This is a genomic window from Sutcliffiella cohnii (genome assembly GCF_002250055.1).
In the GTDB taxonomy this organism is placed as follows: Bacteria; Bacillota; Bacilli; order Bacillales; family Bacillaceae_I; genus Sutcliffiella; species Sutcliffiella cohnii.
Window position 1 is genome coordinate 490101 of sequence record NZ_CP018866.1, and the last position, 19599, is coordinate 509699.

Consider the following 19599-nt stretch of genomic DNA (forward strand, 5'->3'; position numbering starts at 1 on the left):
AATGGAGGGATTACAATGGGAGCGCGAAAAAAAATAACGGTCTTACCTGGTGATGGAATTGGTCCAGAGGTTGTTAGTGGAGCAATTAAAGTTTTAAAAGCTGTAGCGCAAAAGTACGGTCATCAATTTGAATTTGTGAAAGCTTCTATCGGAGGGGCTGCCATTGATCAATACGATACACCTCTTCCGCAAAAGACGATAGAAGCTTGTAAAAGTAGTGATGCTGTCCTTCTAGGAGCAGTTGGGGGGCCGAAATGGGACGGAAATCCTTCTCATTTACGACCAGAGCGCGGTTTACTCGCGATTAGGAAGGAGTTAGGACTTTTCGCGAATTTACGTCCGGTAACAGCATTTGAAAGTCTTATTGCATCTTCTCCATTAAAGAAAGAAGTTGTTCAAAATGTAGATTTAATGATTGTAAGGGAACTAACAGGTGGACTTTATTTCGGAAAACCTAGTGAGCGTAGAGGTGAAGATCAATCCTATGTTGTCGATACTCTACAATATTCGAGAAAAGAGATTGAACAAATTGTTGAAAAAGCATTTGAGTTAGCTTCTGTGCGAAGAAAAAAATTAACATCTGTAGATAAAGCAAATGTTTTAGAATCAAGCAAGATGTGGAGAGAAATTGTTGAGGAAAAAGCAGCCTTCTATCCAGATGTAGAGGTTGAACATATTTTAGTCGACGCTGCTGCGATGAAACTAATTCAAAACCCAAAACAATTTGATGTCGTCGTTACGGAAAATATGTTTGGTGATATTTTAAGTGATGAAGCGTCGATGTTAACAGGCTCACTAGGGATGCTTCCGTCAGCAAGCTTACGAAATGATAGCTTCGGGTTATATGAACCAATTCACGGCTCAGCTCCTGATATTGCTGGGCAAAATAAAGCGAACCCATTAGCGATGATTTTATCGGCGGCAATGATGTTAAAATATTCATTTTCAATGGAAAAAGAAGCAGAAACAATTGAGCGTGCGGTAAATGATGTGTTAAATGCTGGATACCGGACTGGAGATATTCAATCAGAGGGTAGTACAGTAGTAGGAACGGATAAGATGATTGAGCTTGTTGTTAATCAATTAGAAGATGACGCAATTGTAGGGATTTTAGCTTGCTATGCATAATGTTCGTTGTAAGGAGGTAAAGGTATGGCGGCAAAAACGATAATAGAAAAAGTTTGGGAGAAGCATACGGTTCAGTCGGAACAAGGAAAGCCAGATTTACTATATATTGATTTACATCTAGTTCACGAGGTAACCTCTCCACAAGCTTTTGAAGGCTTACGACTAAACGGAAGAAAAGTAAGAAGACCAGATCTAACATATGCTACGATGGACCACAACGTTCCAACGATTAATAAACATGTAATTACAGATGAAATAGCAAAAACACAAATGTCAAAGCTAATGGAAAACTGTCAGCAATTTGGTATTGAAATTGCTGACATTCACCATCCCGATCAAGGAATCGTTCACGTAATCGGACCAGAATTAGGTTTAACACAGCCAGGGAAAACGATCGTTTGTGGTGACAGTCATACGTCCACTCACGGTGCGTTTGGAGCACTAGCTTTCGGAATAGGGACGAGTGAAGTCGAACATGTTCTTGCAACCCAAACGCTTTGGCAAGCTCGTCCAAAAACATTGCAAATTAAAGTAGAAGGCGAGCTTGGGTTCGGAGTAAGTGCGAAAGATGTTATTTTACACATCATTGCCAAACATGGTATTGCATTTGGAACGGGGCATGTTATTGAATATACAGGAGACGTAATTGGTCGTTTATCAATGGAAGAGCGGATGACGATTTGTAATATGTCGATTGAAGCTGGTGCTCGTGCGGGACTTATTAGCCCAGACGAAGTAACCTTTGAATATTTAAGAAATAGAAAATATAGTCCTAAAGGTGAAGAGTTTGAGAGAGCGGTAGATTATTGGAGAAGCCTTGCAACAGATGAAGGGGCTACATTTGATAAAACGATTGTTATAGACGGCTCGCAAATTGAACCTCACGTAACTTGGGGAACAAACCCAGGAATGGGAACGACTGTAACAGGTAAAGTACCTAATCCAAGCGCTTTAGAGAATAAAACTGAGAGTCAATCCATTCAAAGAGCTTTAGAGTATATGGGATTGGAACCAGATACACCGATTGAAGATATTGCGGTTGATTACGTATTTATCGGCTCTTGTACTAATTCTAGATTAAGTGATTTACGTGCCGCTGCTGAAGTGGTGAAAGGTAGAAAAGTAAAAGATAGTGTTACAGCGATCATTGTACCTGGCTCTCAAACGGTTAAAAAAGAAGCGGAAAAAGAAGGCTTAGATAAAATTTTTACAGAAGCTGGCTTCCAGTGGCGAGAGTCCGGATGTAGTATGTGTTTAGCGATGAATGACGATGTTGTACCAGCAGGTAAACGTTGTGCATCTACGTCAAATCGTAACTTTGAGGGAAGACAAGGAAATGGTGCAAGAACACATTTAGTTAGTCCGCAAATGGCGGCCGCTGCTGCCGTTACAGGGAAATTTAGTGATGTAAGAAAATTGGAGCCCGTTTTTCAATAAAGGAGGGTAATAATATTGGAACCTTTTCAAAAATATGACGGTATTGTTTGCCCTTTAGATCGGGCAAATGTTGATACAGACCAAATTATTCCGAAACAGTTTTTAAAGCGAATAGAACGACAAGGGTTTGGTCAGTTTTTATTTTACAACTGGCGCTTTCAGGACGACGGGACAACGAATGAACAATTCATTTTAAATCAACCACAATATAAAGACTCCTCTATATTAGTTGCTGGTGAAAACTTTGGCTGTGGATCGTCCCGTGAGCATGCACCGTGGTCATTATTAGACTACGGATTTAAAGTAGTAATTGCCACAAGCTTTGCAGATATTTTTTATAATAACTGTCTGAAGGTAGGTTTACTGCCGGTAAAACTTCAGCAGTCAGAAGTAGACACATTATTAGAAAATGCAAAACAACCAAACTACCGTCTTTTCGTTCATTTAGAAGAGCAGACGGTAACAGACGAGCAAGGTTTTAAAGCTAGCTTTTCTATTGATCCTTATCGAAAAGAAATGCTATTAAATGGTTGGGATGAAATTTCTTTAACATTACAATACGATGATCAAATTAAACGGTACGAAACAAGGGAGGAAGAACTGCGTTGGGAATTATCTCCAAGAACATGATGTAATTAACGCGATGGAAAATCTCCATCCATATATCCATCGAACACCTATTAAACAGTCCGCAACATTAAATAAACTAACAGGGGCTGACGTTTATTTAAAATTGGAAAACCTACAAAAAACAGGCTCCTTTAAATTAAGAGGTGCGTTAAATAAAATTATGAAACTGTCTGATTTTGAAGGCGCAAAAGGAATTGTTGCAGCATCAGCAGGAAATCATGCGCAAGGAGTTGCATTTGCAGCCTCCAAAAGAGGAATCCGTTCAAAAATTTATATGCCAGCCCAAACGCCAACCGCAAAGGCTATTGCAACACAATCTTACGGGGCGGAAATCGTACTAGGAGGCGAAACGTATCAAGAGGCTTTTGAAGCAGCGATGAACGAACGCCAGCAGAAAGGTGCAACGTTCGTTCACGCATTTGATGATCATGATGTAATAGCTGGGCAAGGAACAATCGGGTTAGAATTAATGCAACAGTATAATGATTTACAAGCACTTTTAGTTCCTGTAGGCGGAGGCGGCTTGATTGCTGGTGTTGCATTAGCAGTAAAAGGCTTTAATCCAAACATTAAAGTAATTGGTGTGCAAGCTTCTGGTGCGCCAGCTACATATAACCGTTTTACTGGAACAAGTAATTACAAGCTACAACATGTCCAGTCGATAGCCGACGGAATATTAGTAAAAGAGCCAGGTCAAGTAACCTATCCAATTATTCATCAACTAGTAGATGAAATGGTTACTGTTACAGATGAAGAAATTGCCTATGCTATTATGTTCATGCTAGAGCGCGAGAAGATGTTAGTAGAAGGAGCTGGGGCCGCTGCCCTCGCAGCACTCCTATGTAGAAAAGTTAACCTAGTAAATAAACGAGTAGGTACAATTATTAGCGGTGGAAATATGGACCTTTCCAACTTACCACTCTATAAAAAACTATCTAAAAACATAGAAGATGTTAGGAAAATTAGTTAAGTGAGATACAGGATGTGAAACGATATTTTCAGAGAAAACCGTTACTAAAACTAGTAACGGTTTTCTTTTTTTTAGTATAAACACCGTTACAACAAATCTATTAACAACATAAATTATTAGTATCTTTAATATAAGGAAGTGTTAATAGATGTTTGGTTTTTCTATGATCCAAATGGTAAGAAACAACGCACATAAATTAGATAAACAATTAAGAGAAGAATTCACTTCAATATACCGTCCATTCAAATATACCCCGTGTTTTTTGCATCGTACATTCGAGAGATTTCTTAGTAACTTCAAGCAATATCCTGTTATTATCTCCTTTCAACAATGTAAAAACAAAGAACTCCAACAAGAATATCAAACAGTGAATGAAGTATTGCATCGTCATTTGAGATGTCAAATCGGAAAACAATTTCCAAGTATCCAATCTTGTAGCGCAACTGTTACCGCTGTAGCATTAGAAGAAATACTTTCGAAATGCGCAAAAATAAAAAAAGTTTACTACAATCGAGAGGTTAAAGCTTTACTAGATGTTGCAACTCCCACTATAAATGCAACGAATATCGTTAGAAATCATACAGAGTTAACTGGTGAGGGCATAACGATAGCTGTAATAGATACAGGAGTTCATCCACATCCTGACTTACAAGGACGAATTAAAGGTTTTAGAGATTTCATTAATAACGAAGCGAATCCGTACGATGACAATGGACATGGTACCCACTGTGCGGGTGACGCAGCTGGAAACGGGTCGATGTCAGGTGGACAGTATAAAGGTCCAGCACCAAATGCATCCATTGTCGGTGTCAAAGTGTTAAATAAGCTCGGCTCAGGTTCTTTAGCGACAGTGATGGAAGGTGTACAATGGTGTATTGAGAACAAAGATGCGTTAGGAATTAATATTTTGTCCCTGTCGCTTGGAAGTACTGCGAGTAGTGCCTATCGAAATGAAAATGACGATCCAATGGTTCAAATCGTGGAAGCAGCGTGGGATGCAGGACTTGTTGTATGTGTGGCCGCTGGAAATGAAGGACCTGATCCTCATACGATAGCGAGCCCAGGGGTAAGTAGTAAAGTCATTACGGTCGGGGCAATGGATGATAAAAATACTCCTTCCCGTTCTGATGATGAAATCGCAAGTTTTTCTAGTAGAGGGCCAACCATTTATGGTGTGAAAAAGCCAGATGTTGTGGCACCTGGTGTAAATATTATTTCATTACGTTCACCAGGTTCATACATTGATAAGCTCCAAAAAAATGCAAGAGTTGGAGAACACTATATTTCGTTATCTGGTACTTCAATGGCAACACCGATATGCGCAGGGGTAGTTGCCTTACTTTTACAGCATAATCCTAACTTAACTCCATACAAAGTAAAAAAGGCGTTAATGAAAAATGCGATACGATGGGGAGATAACGATGAATATGTATACGGGGCAGGCTATATAGACGCTGAACGTACAATAACATGATAGTAAAATCAAAAGAGGTAATGAATCATCTTAAAGTCATTACCTCTTTCCATTAACTAATATCAACCAAAATCAAGCATTGATCATCCTTCTTATCTATATTTCTATTGTTGTTGAGTATTTCCATAATTCGTTCTTTCACTTCCGATAAAGATTTTGTTGCATTTTCTTGAATTAATGGAGCTAAAAAGTTACAATCTTGTGGTTCGGTAATTCCGTCTGTGTAAAGGGCTAGTTTACCACCAATACCGTATGAGAATTTTTCACTTTTAAAAGCAATCCCTTCAAGTAAACCGATAGGTGGCGTAGTTGATTTTAGCTCTCGTTGTCTTCCGTTGATTTCTTGCCAAATAGCAGGTGGATGCCCGGCATTTATATATTCAATTTCTTTCTTTCTAGTATCTATTAAAAGGTGAATCGCTGTACAATAATGTCTTGCATCTTCGTTATGTTGAAAAAGAGAATGAATGTGATGATCTAATTCTTTCATTACAACATCCCCGGTTACACCAGTTGAGATTAGTCGGTGAAATAAAGAATGTAGTGAAATGGTTATAAAGGCGGAAGAAATACTATGACCCATCACATCTAGTATAATGATACCGTATTGGTATTCATTAATACGATACACCCCATACATATCCCCAGATAATTCTCCTGCTGGTTGATAGTACACCTCCGTTTTTACATGAGGGTGAGAAAACGGCTCCGTTAAAAATGTTTTTTGTATTTTCCGTGCAAGCTGCAATTCTAATTTTGTGTCCACTGTAAACTTTTGATTTTGTTTATTTAATTCTAATAGTTCCTTTTGCTTTTCTTCTAACTCTTTAAAGGCGCTTTTAAGTTGAGTATTCATGATGTTTTTTTCTTTTAAAGCGAGCTCAGCCTCTTTTTTTGCAAGTAGTAATTGATTTTCCAACTCGTTTCTTTTTTGCATAGGAATAATAATGCAATGGATATTAGAAGTGTCATTTGTGCTATTGCCAGAAGCGTTAAGAAGAACGGGTATTTCTTTCCCATCTTTTTTATTTAATGTTAAATACATTTCTTCTATGCGCTGCTCTACTTTTATTAACGGTATAAAATAAATTTGATAAAAGATACGAGCTGGAACCGATAAAATATTATTTATATGTTTTCCGATTAGTTGCTCTTTTCGGTAATCTAATGTAGTCAGTAATGTTTGATTAATAGAAAGAATCGTTCCTTCATTTGACAATGTGAGAAAGCCACCTGGTGCATAATTTAGCAGTTCATCCATTAAACAGGACCAAGATGATTATTATTTAGATGGACCTCGTTTAAATATTGTTTAATAAGTTGAACTGTTTCCTCAGGGTGGCTCATGTGAGGGCAATGACCAGTTGCATTCATTACTTGAAATTCACTTTTCGGTAAATGTTCGTGAACGTATTGTCCAACCTCGGTTGGTGCAATAATGTCTTCAGAACATTGTAAAATCAGCGTTGGTACAACTCCTTTTCGTAAGTCTTCACGATTATCAGAGAAAAATGCTGCCATAGCGAATTGTTTTGCAATAATAGGGTCTGTTGAGCAAAAGCGGTCTTCTAGCTCTTTTGTCACGTCTGGTCTATCAGCGTTATTGACGACAGTTGATGCAAAAATATTAGCCCAGCCAATATAATTCTTTTCCATCATTTCTATTAAGCTATGTAAATCTTCTTTTTCAAATCCACCAAAATATTCAGGGGGATCATTAAGGTAACATGGGGAAGGACCTATCATAATTAGATTGGAAAATAATGTTGGTTGGTAGAGAGAAGCAAGTAAACCAATTATGCTTGAAACGGAATGACCTACAAAAATCACATCTTTTAGCTGAAGATAAGAGCAAACATCGAGTATATCTTGTGCATAGCCGTTAAGGGTACTATATCTTTCAGGGTTATAAGCGCTTATATCTGAATTACCTAAACCTACATAGTCAAACAAAATAACTTGATAATGTTCTTCAAAGGCTGGAACTACTTGCTTCCAAACTGTTTGGTCGCAACCAAATCCAGGCGCAAACAGGATTGGCTGAGTCCCTTTTCCTAAAATTTTCACATTGTTGCGTACTACTATATTGTGTTCCATGACAACTCTCCTAATATAAATAAATTTTCGTTTAAATGACAATCAATACCTCAAATGGCGCTAGTTAAGGAGGGAATCATAGATACCACTACCGGAAGGAAAAAAGCGCTTACCTTTATACCATCTTATGTATTTATTAAAATGATATTCCGTCCTTCCATCGTACCATTTTGGTATTTATTTAAACAATAATAATTTTTAAACAGTTATATGGAAAAGGTGTACAATATTTATTAATAGAAAGTGAGGTTGTGATGGTGCGAAATAATATTTTTGATGTAATCGTTGTAGGAGCAGGTTCAATGGGAATGGCAGCAGGCTATTTTTTAGCAAAACGTGGGGTTAAAACGTTACTTATTGATTCGTTTGACCCTCCACACCATAACGGTAGTCATCATGGTAGTACGAGAATTATTAGGCATGCCTACGGGGAAGGAAGTCAATATGTTCCGCTCCTTTTACGTGCACAAGTATTATGGGAACAGTTAGAAAAGGAAAGTAATACGACATTATTTGAAAAAACAGGTGTACTCGGCATTGGACCGAGAGATTCTGCGTTCATTAATGAGACGATAGAAAGTGCTAATACACATGGATTACCACTCAACGTTATGTCTTCAACAGAAATGATGGAGAAGTGGACAGGTCTGAATGTACCGAATCATTTTGTAGGTTGTTACGAGCCGTTGTCTGGAATATTATATAGTGAAAAATGTATAGAAGTATATCGAGAGCTAGCACTGAACTATAATGCTTCCTATTTACCTCATACAAATGTTGTGGATATCCAGGGGGAAGAAGATAGAGTCTCTATAAAAACAAACAGCGGTGATTACTATGCCAAAAAAGTAATCGTTACGGCCGGTGCTTGGACTTCGAAACTATTACATTCTTTAGAGCTACCATTACAACCTACACGAAAGACGTTTGCGTGGTTTGAGACAAAAACTGATGAGTACACCATGACAAATTTTCCCGCGTTCTTTTTTGATGCAGAAGAAGGAAAATATTATGGCTTTCCAAATATGAATGGTGACGGGTTGAAAATCGGAAGACATGATGGTGGGAAAAAGATAAACCCTGATGACGAAAAGGAACCGTTTGGAATTGATCCTGCTGATGAAGGGGATGTACGTCAATTTTTAAACGTGTATATGCCGAATGCTTCGGGCGCTTTAAAGGATGGTAAAGTTTGTATGTACACTTTAACACCTGATGAACATTTTATTGTTGATCATCATCCAATAGATGAAAATATTATCATTGCTGCCGGTTTTTCTGGTCATGGGTTTAAATTTAGTAGTGTAATGGGGGAAGTGTTAAGTCAACTTGCGATTGATGGGGAGACGGAACATGATATTTCTTTGTTCAGATTAAGTAGGTTTATTCATTAAAACGTAGTCTTCTTGAAACCTTTAGTATGCTGCAACCGTAGAAATATTAACCGAAAAAAGGTAAAGGGTGAGCGGCGGATGAATGAACGAGTCAAAAAAATATTCGATACATTAAATGAGATTAAAAGTAATGTGAGCAATAGAGATCAGCATAGACTTAAATTGGAAAAAATGGAGCGAGTGTTAAAACGTGTTCATTCTTTTTCAAGCGATTGTCCGGAATGTGAAAAATACTTGAACGAACTCGAAACTTGTCTTCATGAAATACAAGCAATGAAAACTATACAAGATAAAGAAATGTTAAAACATCATAGTAAGAAACTACATCTTATTACAGCCCATCTACAGAAGAAACATAAGCTAGTCACGGAAGGTTATTATATGAGTGTGTTTATGTCTGTAGGTGTAGCCATTGGAGTAGCGTTAGGTTTATCTGCGTTCGATAATATCGGTATGGGAATCCCAATTGGAATAGGTATTGGTATAGCTATCGGTGCAGGTATGGATGCTGATGCAAAGAAAAAAGGTTTAGTTTTATAATGTAAAAGAGGTCTGCCACTTATTATTCGGCAGACCTCTTTCTATTATAGTACTTTCTCTTTTAACTTTTCTAATATGCTATCTGACACAATATCCCGTAGAGAAGCATCGTTTACGTATAAATCTTTAATTTGCTTAAAGAGGGCAGATTGCTTTTCCTTAAAATCTGGTGAGTCACTTGGGGGAAGGGAAGACTTCATTTTATCCACCATTTCCTGCACTTTAGGAGCTCTTGGGCCCCATACAGCTACTTCTTCACCAGCCTGGTTAATGAAAATAAAGATTGGAATAGAGCGAGCTGTCCCATTCGTTAAATATTGATCCATTAATTCAAGGTTTTGATCGCGAAGAATAAAGCGAACGTCCATTTTACCGGCTTCAGCTATTTTCATTAATATCGGATTATTAAGTAGGGCATCTCCACACCAGTCTTCCGTAATAACAATAACGTTTAATTGTTGTTGTGCTACCTTTTGTAACAGCGAAGTTTCTTCCGTTTTTAAAGAAAAATCTTGATAAATAGTTTCCATTTCTTCTCTGTTTACCGTCATGTTTTCTTTATATTGTTCATATGTAAGTCCTTTTGCAAACCACTCATTTAAATTCATTGTTTTCCACCTCATTTTATTCTTTCTTTTAAAGTACCAAATTTCATGCGTATCTTACTAGAGTTTTGCTTCGGAAATGCAAAAATATACAGAAACATCTATAAACACGAACATTCTTTTTTATAATCAGGCAAAACTAATAGTAAAAATAATGTATGACGGGAGGGATATAAATTGAAGGTGGCGATAATGGGAGCGGGGTTGTCAGGCTTAGCTTGTGCTATTATGTTAGAACGGAATGGAGTCTATCCAACAATATACGAGAGTAGATCGAAAGTTGGAGACCGCTTCATAAATGGCGAGGCACTCTTCTCGATTTTAACTAGACCGATTAACGACTCCATTAGCTATTTATCAAATGAATACGAACTGTACTTAAAGCCAACGAGTCATATTGGGCAAATGGTCATACATAGCGAAAACAGTAAAGCTACTATTAATGAGAGAATTGGTTTTGTTAATATTAGAGGTCGACATGAGCTATCTTTTGAAAATCAATTAGCAGAGCAAGTTAACTCAGAGCTAATATTTAACTCTGAAAAGTCGTATGAGGAGCTTTCGCAAGAGTATACTCACGTTGTGATGGCAACAGGTGATGCTTCCTATGCGGTAAAAGTAAAAAACTTTAAAGAAGATTTATCGGTAACGTTAAAGGGAGCGACAGTTGAAGGGAATTTTGAACGTTTTTCCGTTAGTGTATGGTTAAATAACGAATTAGCTCCTAAAGGATATGGCTATTTACTTCCGTTTTCTGATAAAGAAGCCAACATTGTCATTGCTTTTCCTGATGAGGCAATCAAAACAGATGAAGAAATAAATAAGCTTTGGGACCGATTTTTTCAAACAGTTTGTTCCGAGCTTGGACAATCGTTAAAGATTACCGATCAATTTCAAATTAGAAATTATAAGATTGGAATTTGCAACGCACCTCGAATTGGTAATACGTTCTTTACAGGAAATTGCTTCGGTGCAATTATGCCTTTTCTCGGATTTGGCCAATTTCAAGCACTATTAACTGGGATATATGCTGCACAAGACATATGTGGCTTAGGAACCTATGAACAATTAACGAAGCCTTTAATGAAGAGTTACGAGCATTCGTTAATACTCCGCCGAGCGTTAGAACAAATGAACAATAACACATATGATTTTCTCATTTCCCATCTTGATGGTCGTATCGGTAGTAAAATCTTTCAACAAAGTACACATAATCCATTGAAGGTATTAAGTTATTTAATTAGGCCGTTTATAAAAAAGGAGCCCCGCTATTTAAGAAACGAATAAAAAACGAAGGCAAATATCAGTGGGGACGTCCCCACTGATATATAAACCTACCCGTGTAATTTCATCGCTGCTTCTGCAACAAGCTTACCATAATTGCGTGCAATTTCCATTTCTGCATCAGTCGGCTTATTGAGCGGTGCGTCTTTCGATTGTTCAACGGGAATTACTGCGACAGCTCCGTAAGGACAACCGTATTGAGCACGATCCGCATCATTCGGTCCGGTATTAGATACAACAATCATTCCATGGTGAAACATCGGTGTTTGTAATGCGCGACAAACGTTTTCTACTCCTCCATGTTGTGTTGTCGTCGTCGCAAAAACGCCCCCAACTTTCCCTTGGAATGCGCCAGTATACCAAATCCCGCCTAATTTCGAAAAGAACGCCGACATTTTTTCATTCGGTTCTCCGAACGTACCACCTGAACCCCAAATGATTGCAGCTGCTTCTTTTAATTCTTCTGGATCTACTTCGTCTACTGACTTATATATAACGTCTGCACCACTAACTTGTTTAGCTCCATCAGAAATGGCAGAACCTAAAACTTCTGTATGTCCATACATACTTGCATGTAATACGTAAACTTTCATTATGACAACTCCTTTATTAAAAAGTTTGTACTTTGTTATTATTCTTTATCATAAAGGTTTTAAACGTGTGTTTATTTTTTGGAAAATATCGTTCGAAGGGGTCAAATATAGATAGAAAAATCCCCCGTGTCGAAACACGAGGGATAGAGGGATTATAATTTTGTTATTTCTTTTTCGAAAGCTTCATCAACTGGTACGTAATTATAACCTAAGTCTTTTGCAACTGCTTCATACGTGATCGAACCGTTTACAACGTTTACTCCAAGCTTTAAAGCATGGTTTTCTGCAATGGCCTTTTGCACGCCTTTGTTTGCAATTTGTAGAGCGTAATTCATTGTTGCATTTGTTAATGCAATTGTAGATGTTCTAGGAACAGCTCCAGGCATGTTTGCAACAGCGTAATGAACAACACCGTGTTTTACGTACGTTGGGTTGTCATGAGTTGTGATGTGGTCAGAAGTTGCGAAAATACCACCTTGGTCGATTGCGATATCAACGACAACAGATCCAGGGCTCATTGACTTAATCATTTCTTCTGAAACTAACTTCGGTGCTTTTGCTCCAGGAATTAAAACTGCTCCGATAACAAGATCAGATTCTTTTACTGCTTCTGCAATATTGAATGGGTTTGACATTAATGTTGTTACATCTGTACCAAATATATCATCTAATTGACGTAAACGCTCAGGGCTTAAATCGATAATTGTAACTTCCGCACCAAGTCCAACTGCCATTTTCGCAGCATTTGTACCAGCTACACCGCCACCAATAATCGTTACTTTTCCACGTTTAACACCAGGTACGCCTGATAGAAGGATACCTTTACCACCGTGTACTTTTTCTAAAAATTGTGCACCGATTTGTGCTGCCATTCTTCCAGCAACTTCACTCATTGGAGTAAGTAGTGGTAATGTACGATTTACTTCAACTGTTTCATATGCAATTGCTGTTACGCCATTCTTCGTTAGTGCCTCAGCCAATTCAGGCTCTGCTGCTAAATGAAGGTACGTGAATAAAATTAATCCTTCGCGGAAATAGTTGTATTCGGATGAAAGTGGTTCTTTTACTTTCATAACCATATCTGCAGACCAAGCTTCTGCTGCTGTTTCTACAATCTCCGCACCAGCATTTGTGTAATCTCCATCTGTAAAGCCGCTTCCCATCCCAGCTTCAGTTTCGATAATTACTTTATGTCCAGCCTTTACGAAAGCATCTACACCAGCTGGAGTAATTGCGACACGATTCTCATTGTTTTTAATTTCTTTAGGAACTCCGATTAACATGTTCCTGCCCCCTTTGTTTTCAATAATAGTATTATTATTATTAGCTTAAATTATAGAGTGTAGTTGACATTTTTTCATTGTATGAAATGAAGAATGAAAGCATTTTCATTTGTGATATTTTACAAATCCTTTCGTTTGCGTCGTAGCATTAAATCTACGTAAATGGACATTTTTTCGTTCACGTTTTTTAAATCTATTTCGGTAATTTCAACAATGCGTTTCATTCGATAATTTAACGTATTAATATGAACAAACAATTTTTTAGAAGCGTCGTTCATATTACTATCTTCGTTAATGAAAACTTCTAACGTTTTTAAAAAGTTTGTGTTGTTTACTTTATCATATTGTTCAAGCTTAAAAATGGCTGGGTGTTCGTACGAATCGGAGCGTTTTTCTTTCATAATCGCATCGAAATACCGAAACATACCAAGCTGATGATAGTGATATACATCTTCCAGTACTTCCGGATATTCATCTTTCATTTCTAGTACTTTTAATGCTTCCTGATAACTAGTTTCCACTCTTTCTAAGTCGGCATACACCGTTCCTGAACTTCCTTTAATTCCTTCTACCGAAAACCTATTTTTCATTTCGGCTATAAAAAAGGTAATAAATTCTCGAAAGTTTTTCTCATCCGGATAAGAAGGGTGAGGGGAAGCGATTAAAATAAGCTCATTTCGCATAACGACTAGAAAATGATTGGTGATTTTTTGACTTGTTGATATTAAATACGCGATATGGTCTTCCATTTGTCTTGAGATTTCTTGTTCAAACTGAAAGACAAGAACAGAAAATCGTTCAGGCATGGATATATTTAATTGATAAAACTTTTTACTAATTTCTTCTTGAGATTTATAATGCCCTGTTATGAGTTGCCAGAAAAAATCTTGGTAATCTTCTTCTTTTTTCTTTTTTTGTAAATGTAGTTTAATTAATAATGTTGTTGCAGCGCTCGCCGCATTTTTAAGTTGTAAAAATTGCTTATCGGATAGTTTATTTTTTTCTTCTACAATCCAAATGTAGCCTAATACTTTATTATTTTTTCGAATGGATACAGCAACACGATCACGTAAACCAATTTCTTTAATTTCAGGAATTCGGATTGGTTCGTCGGTTGCCATTAACTGAGGAATAATTCCTTCCTTCCAAAGCTTATTAATTACTTTTTCAGGAACACGTCGTTTAATAATGGTCGAGATTCGAGCTGGGTCGGTTTCGTCCTCGTGAGAGTTGTATGCTAATAAACGGTGATTAGCATCCTCTATCGTTACAGGGCATTGAAACGTATCGTTAATACTGTCAACAAGGTCCTCTAAACTTGTATACGTTCTTTTAAATGGGTCATTTTCAAATTTTTTCGTCATGAAATGGCTCCTTCATTTATTTCACATGAAAAATTACTTTATGATAATATGTAATGGACTTTGTATTTGTTTATTATGAGTTAAATTCAGTACTAACTGTAGATGTCCGCTACTGTGTTTCGTAAGTAACTGTAGCGAAAAGATACTTAATATTATTATATCAAAAAATAAAAGGTTACAGATTAGATTTTTTGTGGAGGTGGGAGGATGGCGAGAGAGAAAAAGTTTTCAACGGAAGATTTGTTTCAAGCAACGAATCATTTACTTCTCCAACACGGATATGAAGGCTTTACGTTTAGTATTTTAGCAGATCATTTAAACGTGTCGAGAGGAGCGTTGTATAAATACTATGAAAATAAAGAAGAGCTTATCACCGATTTTATGCTATACGAAATGAATCTTTTTCTCGTTGAATTAAGAGAAATCGATCATGTGGACGGGTTTGAGGAGCAGTTTGAATTTTTAATTCAGTTGATATTTAAAAACAAATCTATTCATAAACTGATAGAAATAGGTAGTAGTATTCCGACAAATGTAAGCGCGAAAGCAAAAGAGAATCGTGATAAATTAGATCTTCTCCATTTAGAAATGTACAAAAACCTCCAAGGGTTCATTGAATTAGGTAAAAAAGAAAGGATGTTAAAAGAAGATATTCCGAATGGTCTATTGCTTGGGATTATCTTTCAAAGTATTGCTATACCTAATCATTTTGGTGTTCCATATTCGATTTGGGTGGAGTCAATAAAAGAAATTTTAAGTCACGGAATGTTCAAGAAAAGATAATTGACACTAGTGTCACTAATAAACGATAATAGTTAAGTGGCATTAGTGTCTATTTTCATTTCCAAAGTGACACACTTGTCACTATAAACTTTTATATGAGGAGATACACTATGAAATTATTTTTACAAGCGATAACGGACCGTGTCTCAACGAAAAAAGGGATGTGGATTACATTAAGCCTTTGGTTAATTGTGACCGCGGTTTTAACTGTTTTTGCACCTAGTGTAAAAGATTATCAAGTTTCAAGTATTGATGCCCTACCTAGTGATGCTAAAGCAGTAATAGCTCAAAGTAAAGTGGATCAATATTTTTCAGATAGTGACGGAGTTCCAGCTATCTTAGTTTTTGAATCACAATCTGGCACTATCGAGTTAACAAATTTAGTTAGTGCAGTTAGTGCAATCGAGGACGAAGGCATCGAAGGCTTGGCACAAGTAATTCCGTTAGCAGCGCTTCCACCTCAAGCTGTTGAGAGCTTTTTCTCCGAAGATGGAACAACTGCTATCGTTCCAGTTACATTGGATGGAAGCTTAGAATCAAAAGAGATTAAAGCTGTAAATGAACAAATATATGAAGTGGTTGAAAGCACAACAAATCTTAATTTGTATATAACTGGTCCAGCAGGTATTGCTGCAGACACGCTTGATTTATTTTCAAGAGCGGACTTAGTTTTAATTTTCTCTACAGTTGGATTAATACTAGTATTACTAATTATCATTTATCGCTCACCATTATTAGCGTTAATTCCTTTATTAGCGGCGGGTATCGTACATGAAGTTGTAATGAAATCACTCGGTATTTTAGGAAGTACAGGTGTATTAATTAGTCAGCAAACCGTGTCGATTATGTTGATATTATTATTTGCAGCTGTCATTGATTACTCGTTATTCGTGTTCTCACGTTTCCGTGAAGAATTGAAAGATCACGAGGACAAATTCACTGCAATGAGAAGTGCTATGAGAGAAACGGGAATGCCAGTCTTTTTCTCTGGAGGTACCGTATTAGCTGCAATGCTCGTATTGTTTGTCGCTCAATCTGGAGATTACCGCAACTTTGCACCAACATTTGCAACAGCACTTGTTGTTATCATTTTAGCTTCCGTAACGTTAGTACCAGCCCTATTCGCACTATTCGGTCGTAAATCATTCTGGCCGAAAGTACCGAAAGTGGGAGAAGCAAAGGTTAAAACGAACTCTGTTTGGAGTCGTGTTGGGCGTTTCGTCGTTAGAAAGCCAGGGCTCGCGGTAGGTGTTGTTGTTATTTTCTTAATTATCTCATCGTTAAATATGTTCAATTTAAAATATGAATTTGATACGATGAAATCTTTCCCTGAAGACATGCCATCACGTTATGGTTATGAATTGTTAGAAGAGAAGTTCGCACCAGGGGACTTAGCTCCTTCAACTGTTTTATTGGAAGGTACGGATGTGTTAACTCCTGAACAACAGGAAGAGTTAAGAGTAAGATTATCCGAACAATCGTTAGTAGATAATGTTCGGGTGAATGGTGTTGCTGAAGATGGTAAAGTCGTAAGCTACAGTGTTACATTTGCAGAAAGCCCTTATTCTGTTGAGTCCATTGATGCGATGGAAACAATGATGAATGAAGAAGCAGCATTAATAGGGAACTTAGACGGAAATTTGTACTTTGCTGGAGAAACAGCGAAACAAGTGGATAACCGTGATTATAATAATCGTGATACGATCCTTATCGTTATATTAGAAACGATATTAATCTTTTTAATGTTAATTGTGTTAACGAAGTCTGTGAAAATGCCAATATACATGATGGGAACTATATTAGTTTCATTCCTTGCTGCATTAGGAATTGGAATGTTCTTAACGGAGTTGTTCTTCGGCATTGATACAATCAGCAACAGAGTACCGCTATATGCATTCGTCTTCCTCGTAGCATTAGGAATTGACTATAACATTATGTTAGTGTCACGATTCCAAGAGGAACGGAAAAAGCACTCTGTGAAAAAGGCAGTAGAAATTGCGGTAGCGAACACTGGAGGCGTTATTTCATCTGCAGGCTTAATACTAGCCGCAACATTCGCAGTTTTAATGACGCAACCAATTGAGTTATTGTTCGTGTTCGGATTTATCGTTGCTGTCGGAATATTAATTGATACGTTCATTATAAGAGGATTTTTACTACCTGGCTTACTAGTATTATTTGAGAAAGATGATAAAGCAGTAGTTAGCGAGAAGAATAATTAAATTATAGTTTCGCACTCGTTTTTATCGCGGTTGGGCGGTAGGAGCGGGTGTTTTTTGTAGAGTGGAGGGCTGGGAATGTGGGGTGGTCCATTTTCGCAAGTAGGAGGGATTCGCAAATGTGGTTAACGCAAATAAAAATGAGGTTATCGCAAATAAAAAGGGCGTATCGCAAATAAAAAGTGGTAAACGCAAATAAAAGATGATGTATAAAAGTATGTGTAAGTCCTTTTGCTAGACAAATAAAAAAGGACAAAGTACTCTCTGAGTTATCACCACAATAACCTTTGAGAGGAGTACTTTATCCATGTCTCATTTTAACACAGATAAATTAGATTTAGCCACTATCTTAAAAATCTCCATGCAGGATCTCCTAAAGGAGAAAATAGAAACTATCTTGCGTGAGGAAATCAAGAGTGTACTAGAGAACGAACCTGTCGGAGAAGGAAATTCGCGTAACGGATACTATCCGAGGACTCTCGACACCATGTATGGCCGCGTTGAAGATTTGGCTGTTCCCCGTGATCGTAAGGGAGAGTTCACAACTAATATGTTTGAGCCTTATCAGAGGCGAATGGTTGCAGTAGATGAGCTCGTTGTTCAACTTTATCAACACGGGGTTGGAGTCCGTCAGGTAGGGAGCATCTTGAAAAACTTGCTTGGGGAACAATATTCCCCTGGCACCATATCGAATATCACATCTGCCGTGATGGAGGATGTGATTGAATGGCAGAACCGCCCTTTAAAGGAGCGCTATTGTGCTTTATTTCTTGATGCTTTATTTGTAAAGATTCGTAGAGATACAGTAGCCAAAGAAGCTGTCTATATTGTTCTAGGAATTACTCCGGAAGGCCACAGGGAAATCCTTGGTTTTTATGTAGGAGGAATAGAATCTTCAAATGGTTGGAAGGAAATCCTCCAGGACCTGCGCAACAGAGGAGTACAGGAAGTACTGCTAGGCGTTTTTGACGGACTGACTGGTCTCGAAGAGGCATTTCGTTCCATCTTTCCAAAAGCTGATGTTCAACGTTGTGTAATACACAAGGTCCGTTCCACTATGAATAAAGCACGTAAGAAGGATCAAGCTGAGCTAAGTACTGATTTTAAAAAAGTCTATACATCAAGCACATACGAAGAAGCTGAGAAAGCGTTCGGAGAGCTCAGGGAGAAATGGAAAAAGCGCTACAGTCGAGAAATAGCTTCTTGGGAAGAAGACCTTCCAGTACTCTTAACCTTTTTACGCTACCCTGAGGATGTCCAAAAGTACATCTACACTACAAATCTTATTGAGCGTACCATTAAGGAAATCCGCAAGAGGTTAAAAACCATGAATAGCCTGCCTAACATTGAAGCAGCTGAAAAGATTACGTACCTGACCTCTATCGACTATAACGAGCGCTGGTCAAGAAGAAAACTAAGTGGATTCGGCCTAGCTCATGATCAAATATTAAAAATGTTTGAGGAGCGGTATCCCAAAGCCTAAAAGTGGAGGATTCAGGCAGCCGCGGCTGCCTGAATCCTCCACTAACAAAGACATATAACTCATTGAGTACAAATGCTTACACATAATTATTGACAGTACCAAATAAAAAGATGGTATCGCAAATAAAAAGGTGGTTACCGCAAATAAAAGGATAGTTATAGCAAATAAAAAGAGGGGTACCGCAAATAAAAGGTTCAGAAACTAGAATTTGTGCTCCAAAAGATTGATCTGAGGATAAGCCCAAGTATAACGGCCAAGTTGTTATACAGTAACGGGGGCATGTTGTCCAACCTTCCCCAAATACCCCTATGAATA

At 37.6% G+C, this 19599-nt stretch carries 17 protein-coding genes; 11 read left to right on the top strand and 6 right to left on the bottom strand.

The features are described 5' to 3' along the window. Window positions 1–15: 15 nt before the first annotated feature. The 5 genes from leuB to BC6307_RS02285 all read left to right on the top strand — a co-directional run bounded on the left by leuB (window position 16) and on the right by BC6307_RS02285 (window position 5639). Complete coding sequence (gene leuB, locus BC6307_RS02265; RefSeq protein WP_066414971.1) at window positions 16–1128, top strand: 3-isopropylmalate dehydrogenase; 1113 nt, start codon at window positions 16–18, stop codon at window positions 1126–1128. A gap of 24 nt (window positions 1129–1152) precedes the next feature. Then, complete coding sequence (leuC, locus tag BC6307_RS02270) at window positions 1153–2565, top strand: 3-isopropylmalate dehydratase large subunit (protein WP_066414969.1); 1413 nt, start codon at window positions 1153–1155, stop codon at window positions 2563–2565. A 15-nt stretch (window positions 2566–2580) separates the two neighbouring features. Next, the gene (leuD, locus tag BC6307_RS02275; protein WP_066414967.1) at window positions 2581–3195 is read left to right on the top strand and encodes a 3-isopropylmalate dehydratase small subunit; all 615 of its coding nucleotides are present in this window, start codon (window positions 2581–2583) and stop codon (window positions 3193–3195) included. A gap of 13 nt (window positions 3196–3208) precedes the next feature. Next, window positions 3209–4165: a threonine ammonia-lyase gene (ilvA, locus tag BC6307_RS02280; protein ID WP_066414964.1), complete on the top strand. Its 957-nt coding sequence runs from the start codon at window positions 3209–3211 to the stop codon at window positions 4163–4165. Between the two features lie 148 nt (window positions 4166–4313). Further along, window positions 4314–5639: a S8 family peptidase gene (locus tag BC6307_RS02285; RefSeq protein WP_066414954.1), complete on the top strand. Its 1326-nt coding sequence runs from the start codon at window positions 4314–4316 to the stop codon at window positions 5637–5639. A gap of 52 nt (window positions 5640–5691) precedes the next feature. Here the strand turns inward: BC6307_RS02285 and BC6307_RS02290 are convergent, their stop codons facing one another. Together BC6307_RS02290 and BC6307_RS02295 are read right to left on the bottom strand one after the other, a co-directional pair. Next, window positions 5692–6900, bottom strand: coding sequence for a SpoIIE family protein phosphatase (locus BC6307_RS02290; protein WP_066414952.1), 1209 nt, complete (start codon window positions 6898–6900; stop codon window positions 5692–5694). Then, window positions 6900–7736 carry an alpha/beta fold hydrolase gene (locus BC6307_RS02295; protein ID WP_066414949.1) on the bottom strand — a complete coding sequence of 279 codons (837 nt, stop codon included), beginning with the start codon at window positions 7734–7736 and terminating at the stop codon, window positions 6900–6902. The genes BC6307_RS02290 and BC6307_RS02295 overlap by 1 nt, the downstream gene beginning before the upstream one ends. Before the next feature lie 254 nt (window positions 7737–7990). Here BC6307_RS02295 and solA point away from each other — a divergent pair, with 254 nt between their 5' ends. Together solA and BC6307_RS25280 are read left to right on the top strand one after the other, a co-directional pair. Further along, the gene (solA, locus tag BC6307_RS02300) at window positions 7991–9130 is read left to right on the top strand and encodes an N-methyl-L-tryptophan oxidase (RefSeq protein ID WP_066414946.1); all 1140 of its coding nucleotides are present in this window, start codon (window positions 7991–7993) and stop codon (window positions 9128–9130) included. Between the two features lie 78 nt (window positions 9131–9208). Next, entirely contained in the window at window positions 9209–9670 is a 462-nt protein-coding gene (locus tag BC6307_RS25280) for a glycine zipper domain-containing protein (protein WP_066414943.1), read from the top strand. Window positions 9671–9714: 44 nt separating this feature from the next. On the opposite strand, the gene BC6307_RS02310 is transcribed toward BC6307_RS25280, so the two are convergent. After that, window positions 9715–10278, bottom strand: a complete 564-nt coding sequence (locus BC6307_RS02310) for a thioredoxin family protein (RefSeq protein ID WP_066414940.1) — start codon at window positions 10276–10278, stop codon at window positions 9715–9717. A 180-nt stretch (window positions 10279–10458) separates the two neighbouring features. Here BC6307_RS02310 and BC6307_RS02315 point away from each other — a divergent pair, with 180 nt between their 5' ends. Beyond that, window positions 10459–11562, top strand: a complete 1104-nt coding sequence (locus BC6307_RS02315; protein ID WP_235858098.1) for an NAD(P)-binding protein — start codon at window positions 10459–10461, stop codon at window positions 11560–11562. Between the two features lie 47 nt (window positions 11563–11609). On the opposite strand, the gene BC6307_RS02320 is transcribed toward BC6307_RS02315, so the two are convergent. From BC6307_RS02320 to BC6307_RS02330, 3 genes are all read right to left on the bottom strand, one after another. After that, entirely contained in the window at window positions 11610–12152 is a 543-nt protein-coding gene (locus BC6307_RS02320; RefSeq protein ID WP_066414934.1) for an NADPH-dependent FMN reductase family protein, read from the bottom strand. 152 nt (window positions 12153–12304) lie between these two features. Further along, window positions 12305–13435, bottom strand: a complete 1131-nt coding sequence (ald, locus tag BC6307_RS02325) for an alanine dehydrogenase (RefSeq protein WP_066414926.1) — start codon at window positions 13433–13435, stop codon at window positions 12305–12307. A 119-nt stretch (window positions 13436–13554) separates the two neighbouring features. Further along, window positions 13555–14799, bottom strand: coding sequence for a PucR family transcriptional regulator (locus tag BC6307_RS02330; RefSeq protein WP_066414924.1), 1245 nt, complete (start codon window positions 14797–14799; stop codon window positions 13555–13557). Window positions 14800–15006: 207 nt separating this feature from the next. Here BC6307_RS02330 and BC6307_RS02335 point away from each other — a divergent pair, with 207 nt between their 5' ends. From BC6307_RS02335 to BC6307_RS02345, 3 genes are all read left to right on the top strand, one after another. Next, entirely contained in the window at window positions 15007–15582 is a 576-nt protein-coding gene (locus BC6307_RS02335; protein ID WP_066414923.1) for a TetR/AcrR family transcriptional regulator, read from the top strand. Between the two features lie 110 nt (window positions 15583–15692). Continuing rightward, complete coding sequence (locus BC6307_RS02340; protein ID WP_066414920.1) at window positions 15693–17804, top strand: MMPL family transporter; 2112 nt, start codon at window positions 15693–15695, stop codon at window positions 17802–17804. 304 nt (window positions 17805–18108) lie between these two features. Then, window positions 18109–19284: an IS256 family transposase gene (locus tag BC6307_RS02345; RefSeq protein WP_094366035.1), complete on the top strand. Its 1176-nt coding sequence runs from the start codon at window positions 18109–18111 to the stop codon at window positions 19282–19284. Window positions 19285–19599: the final 315 nt, after the last annotated feature.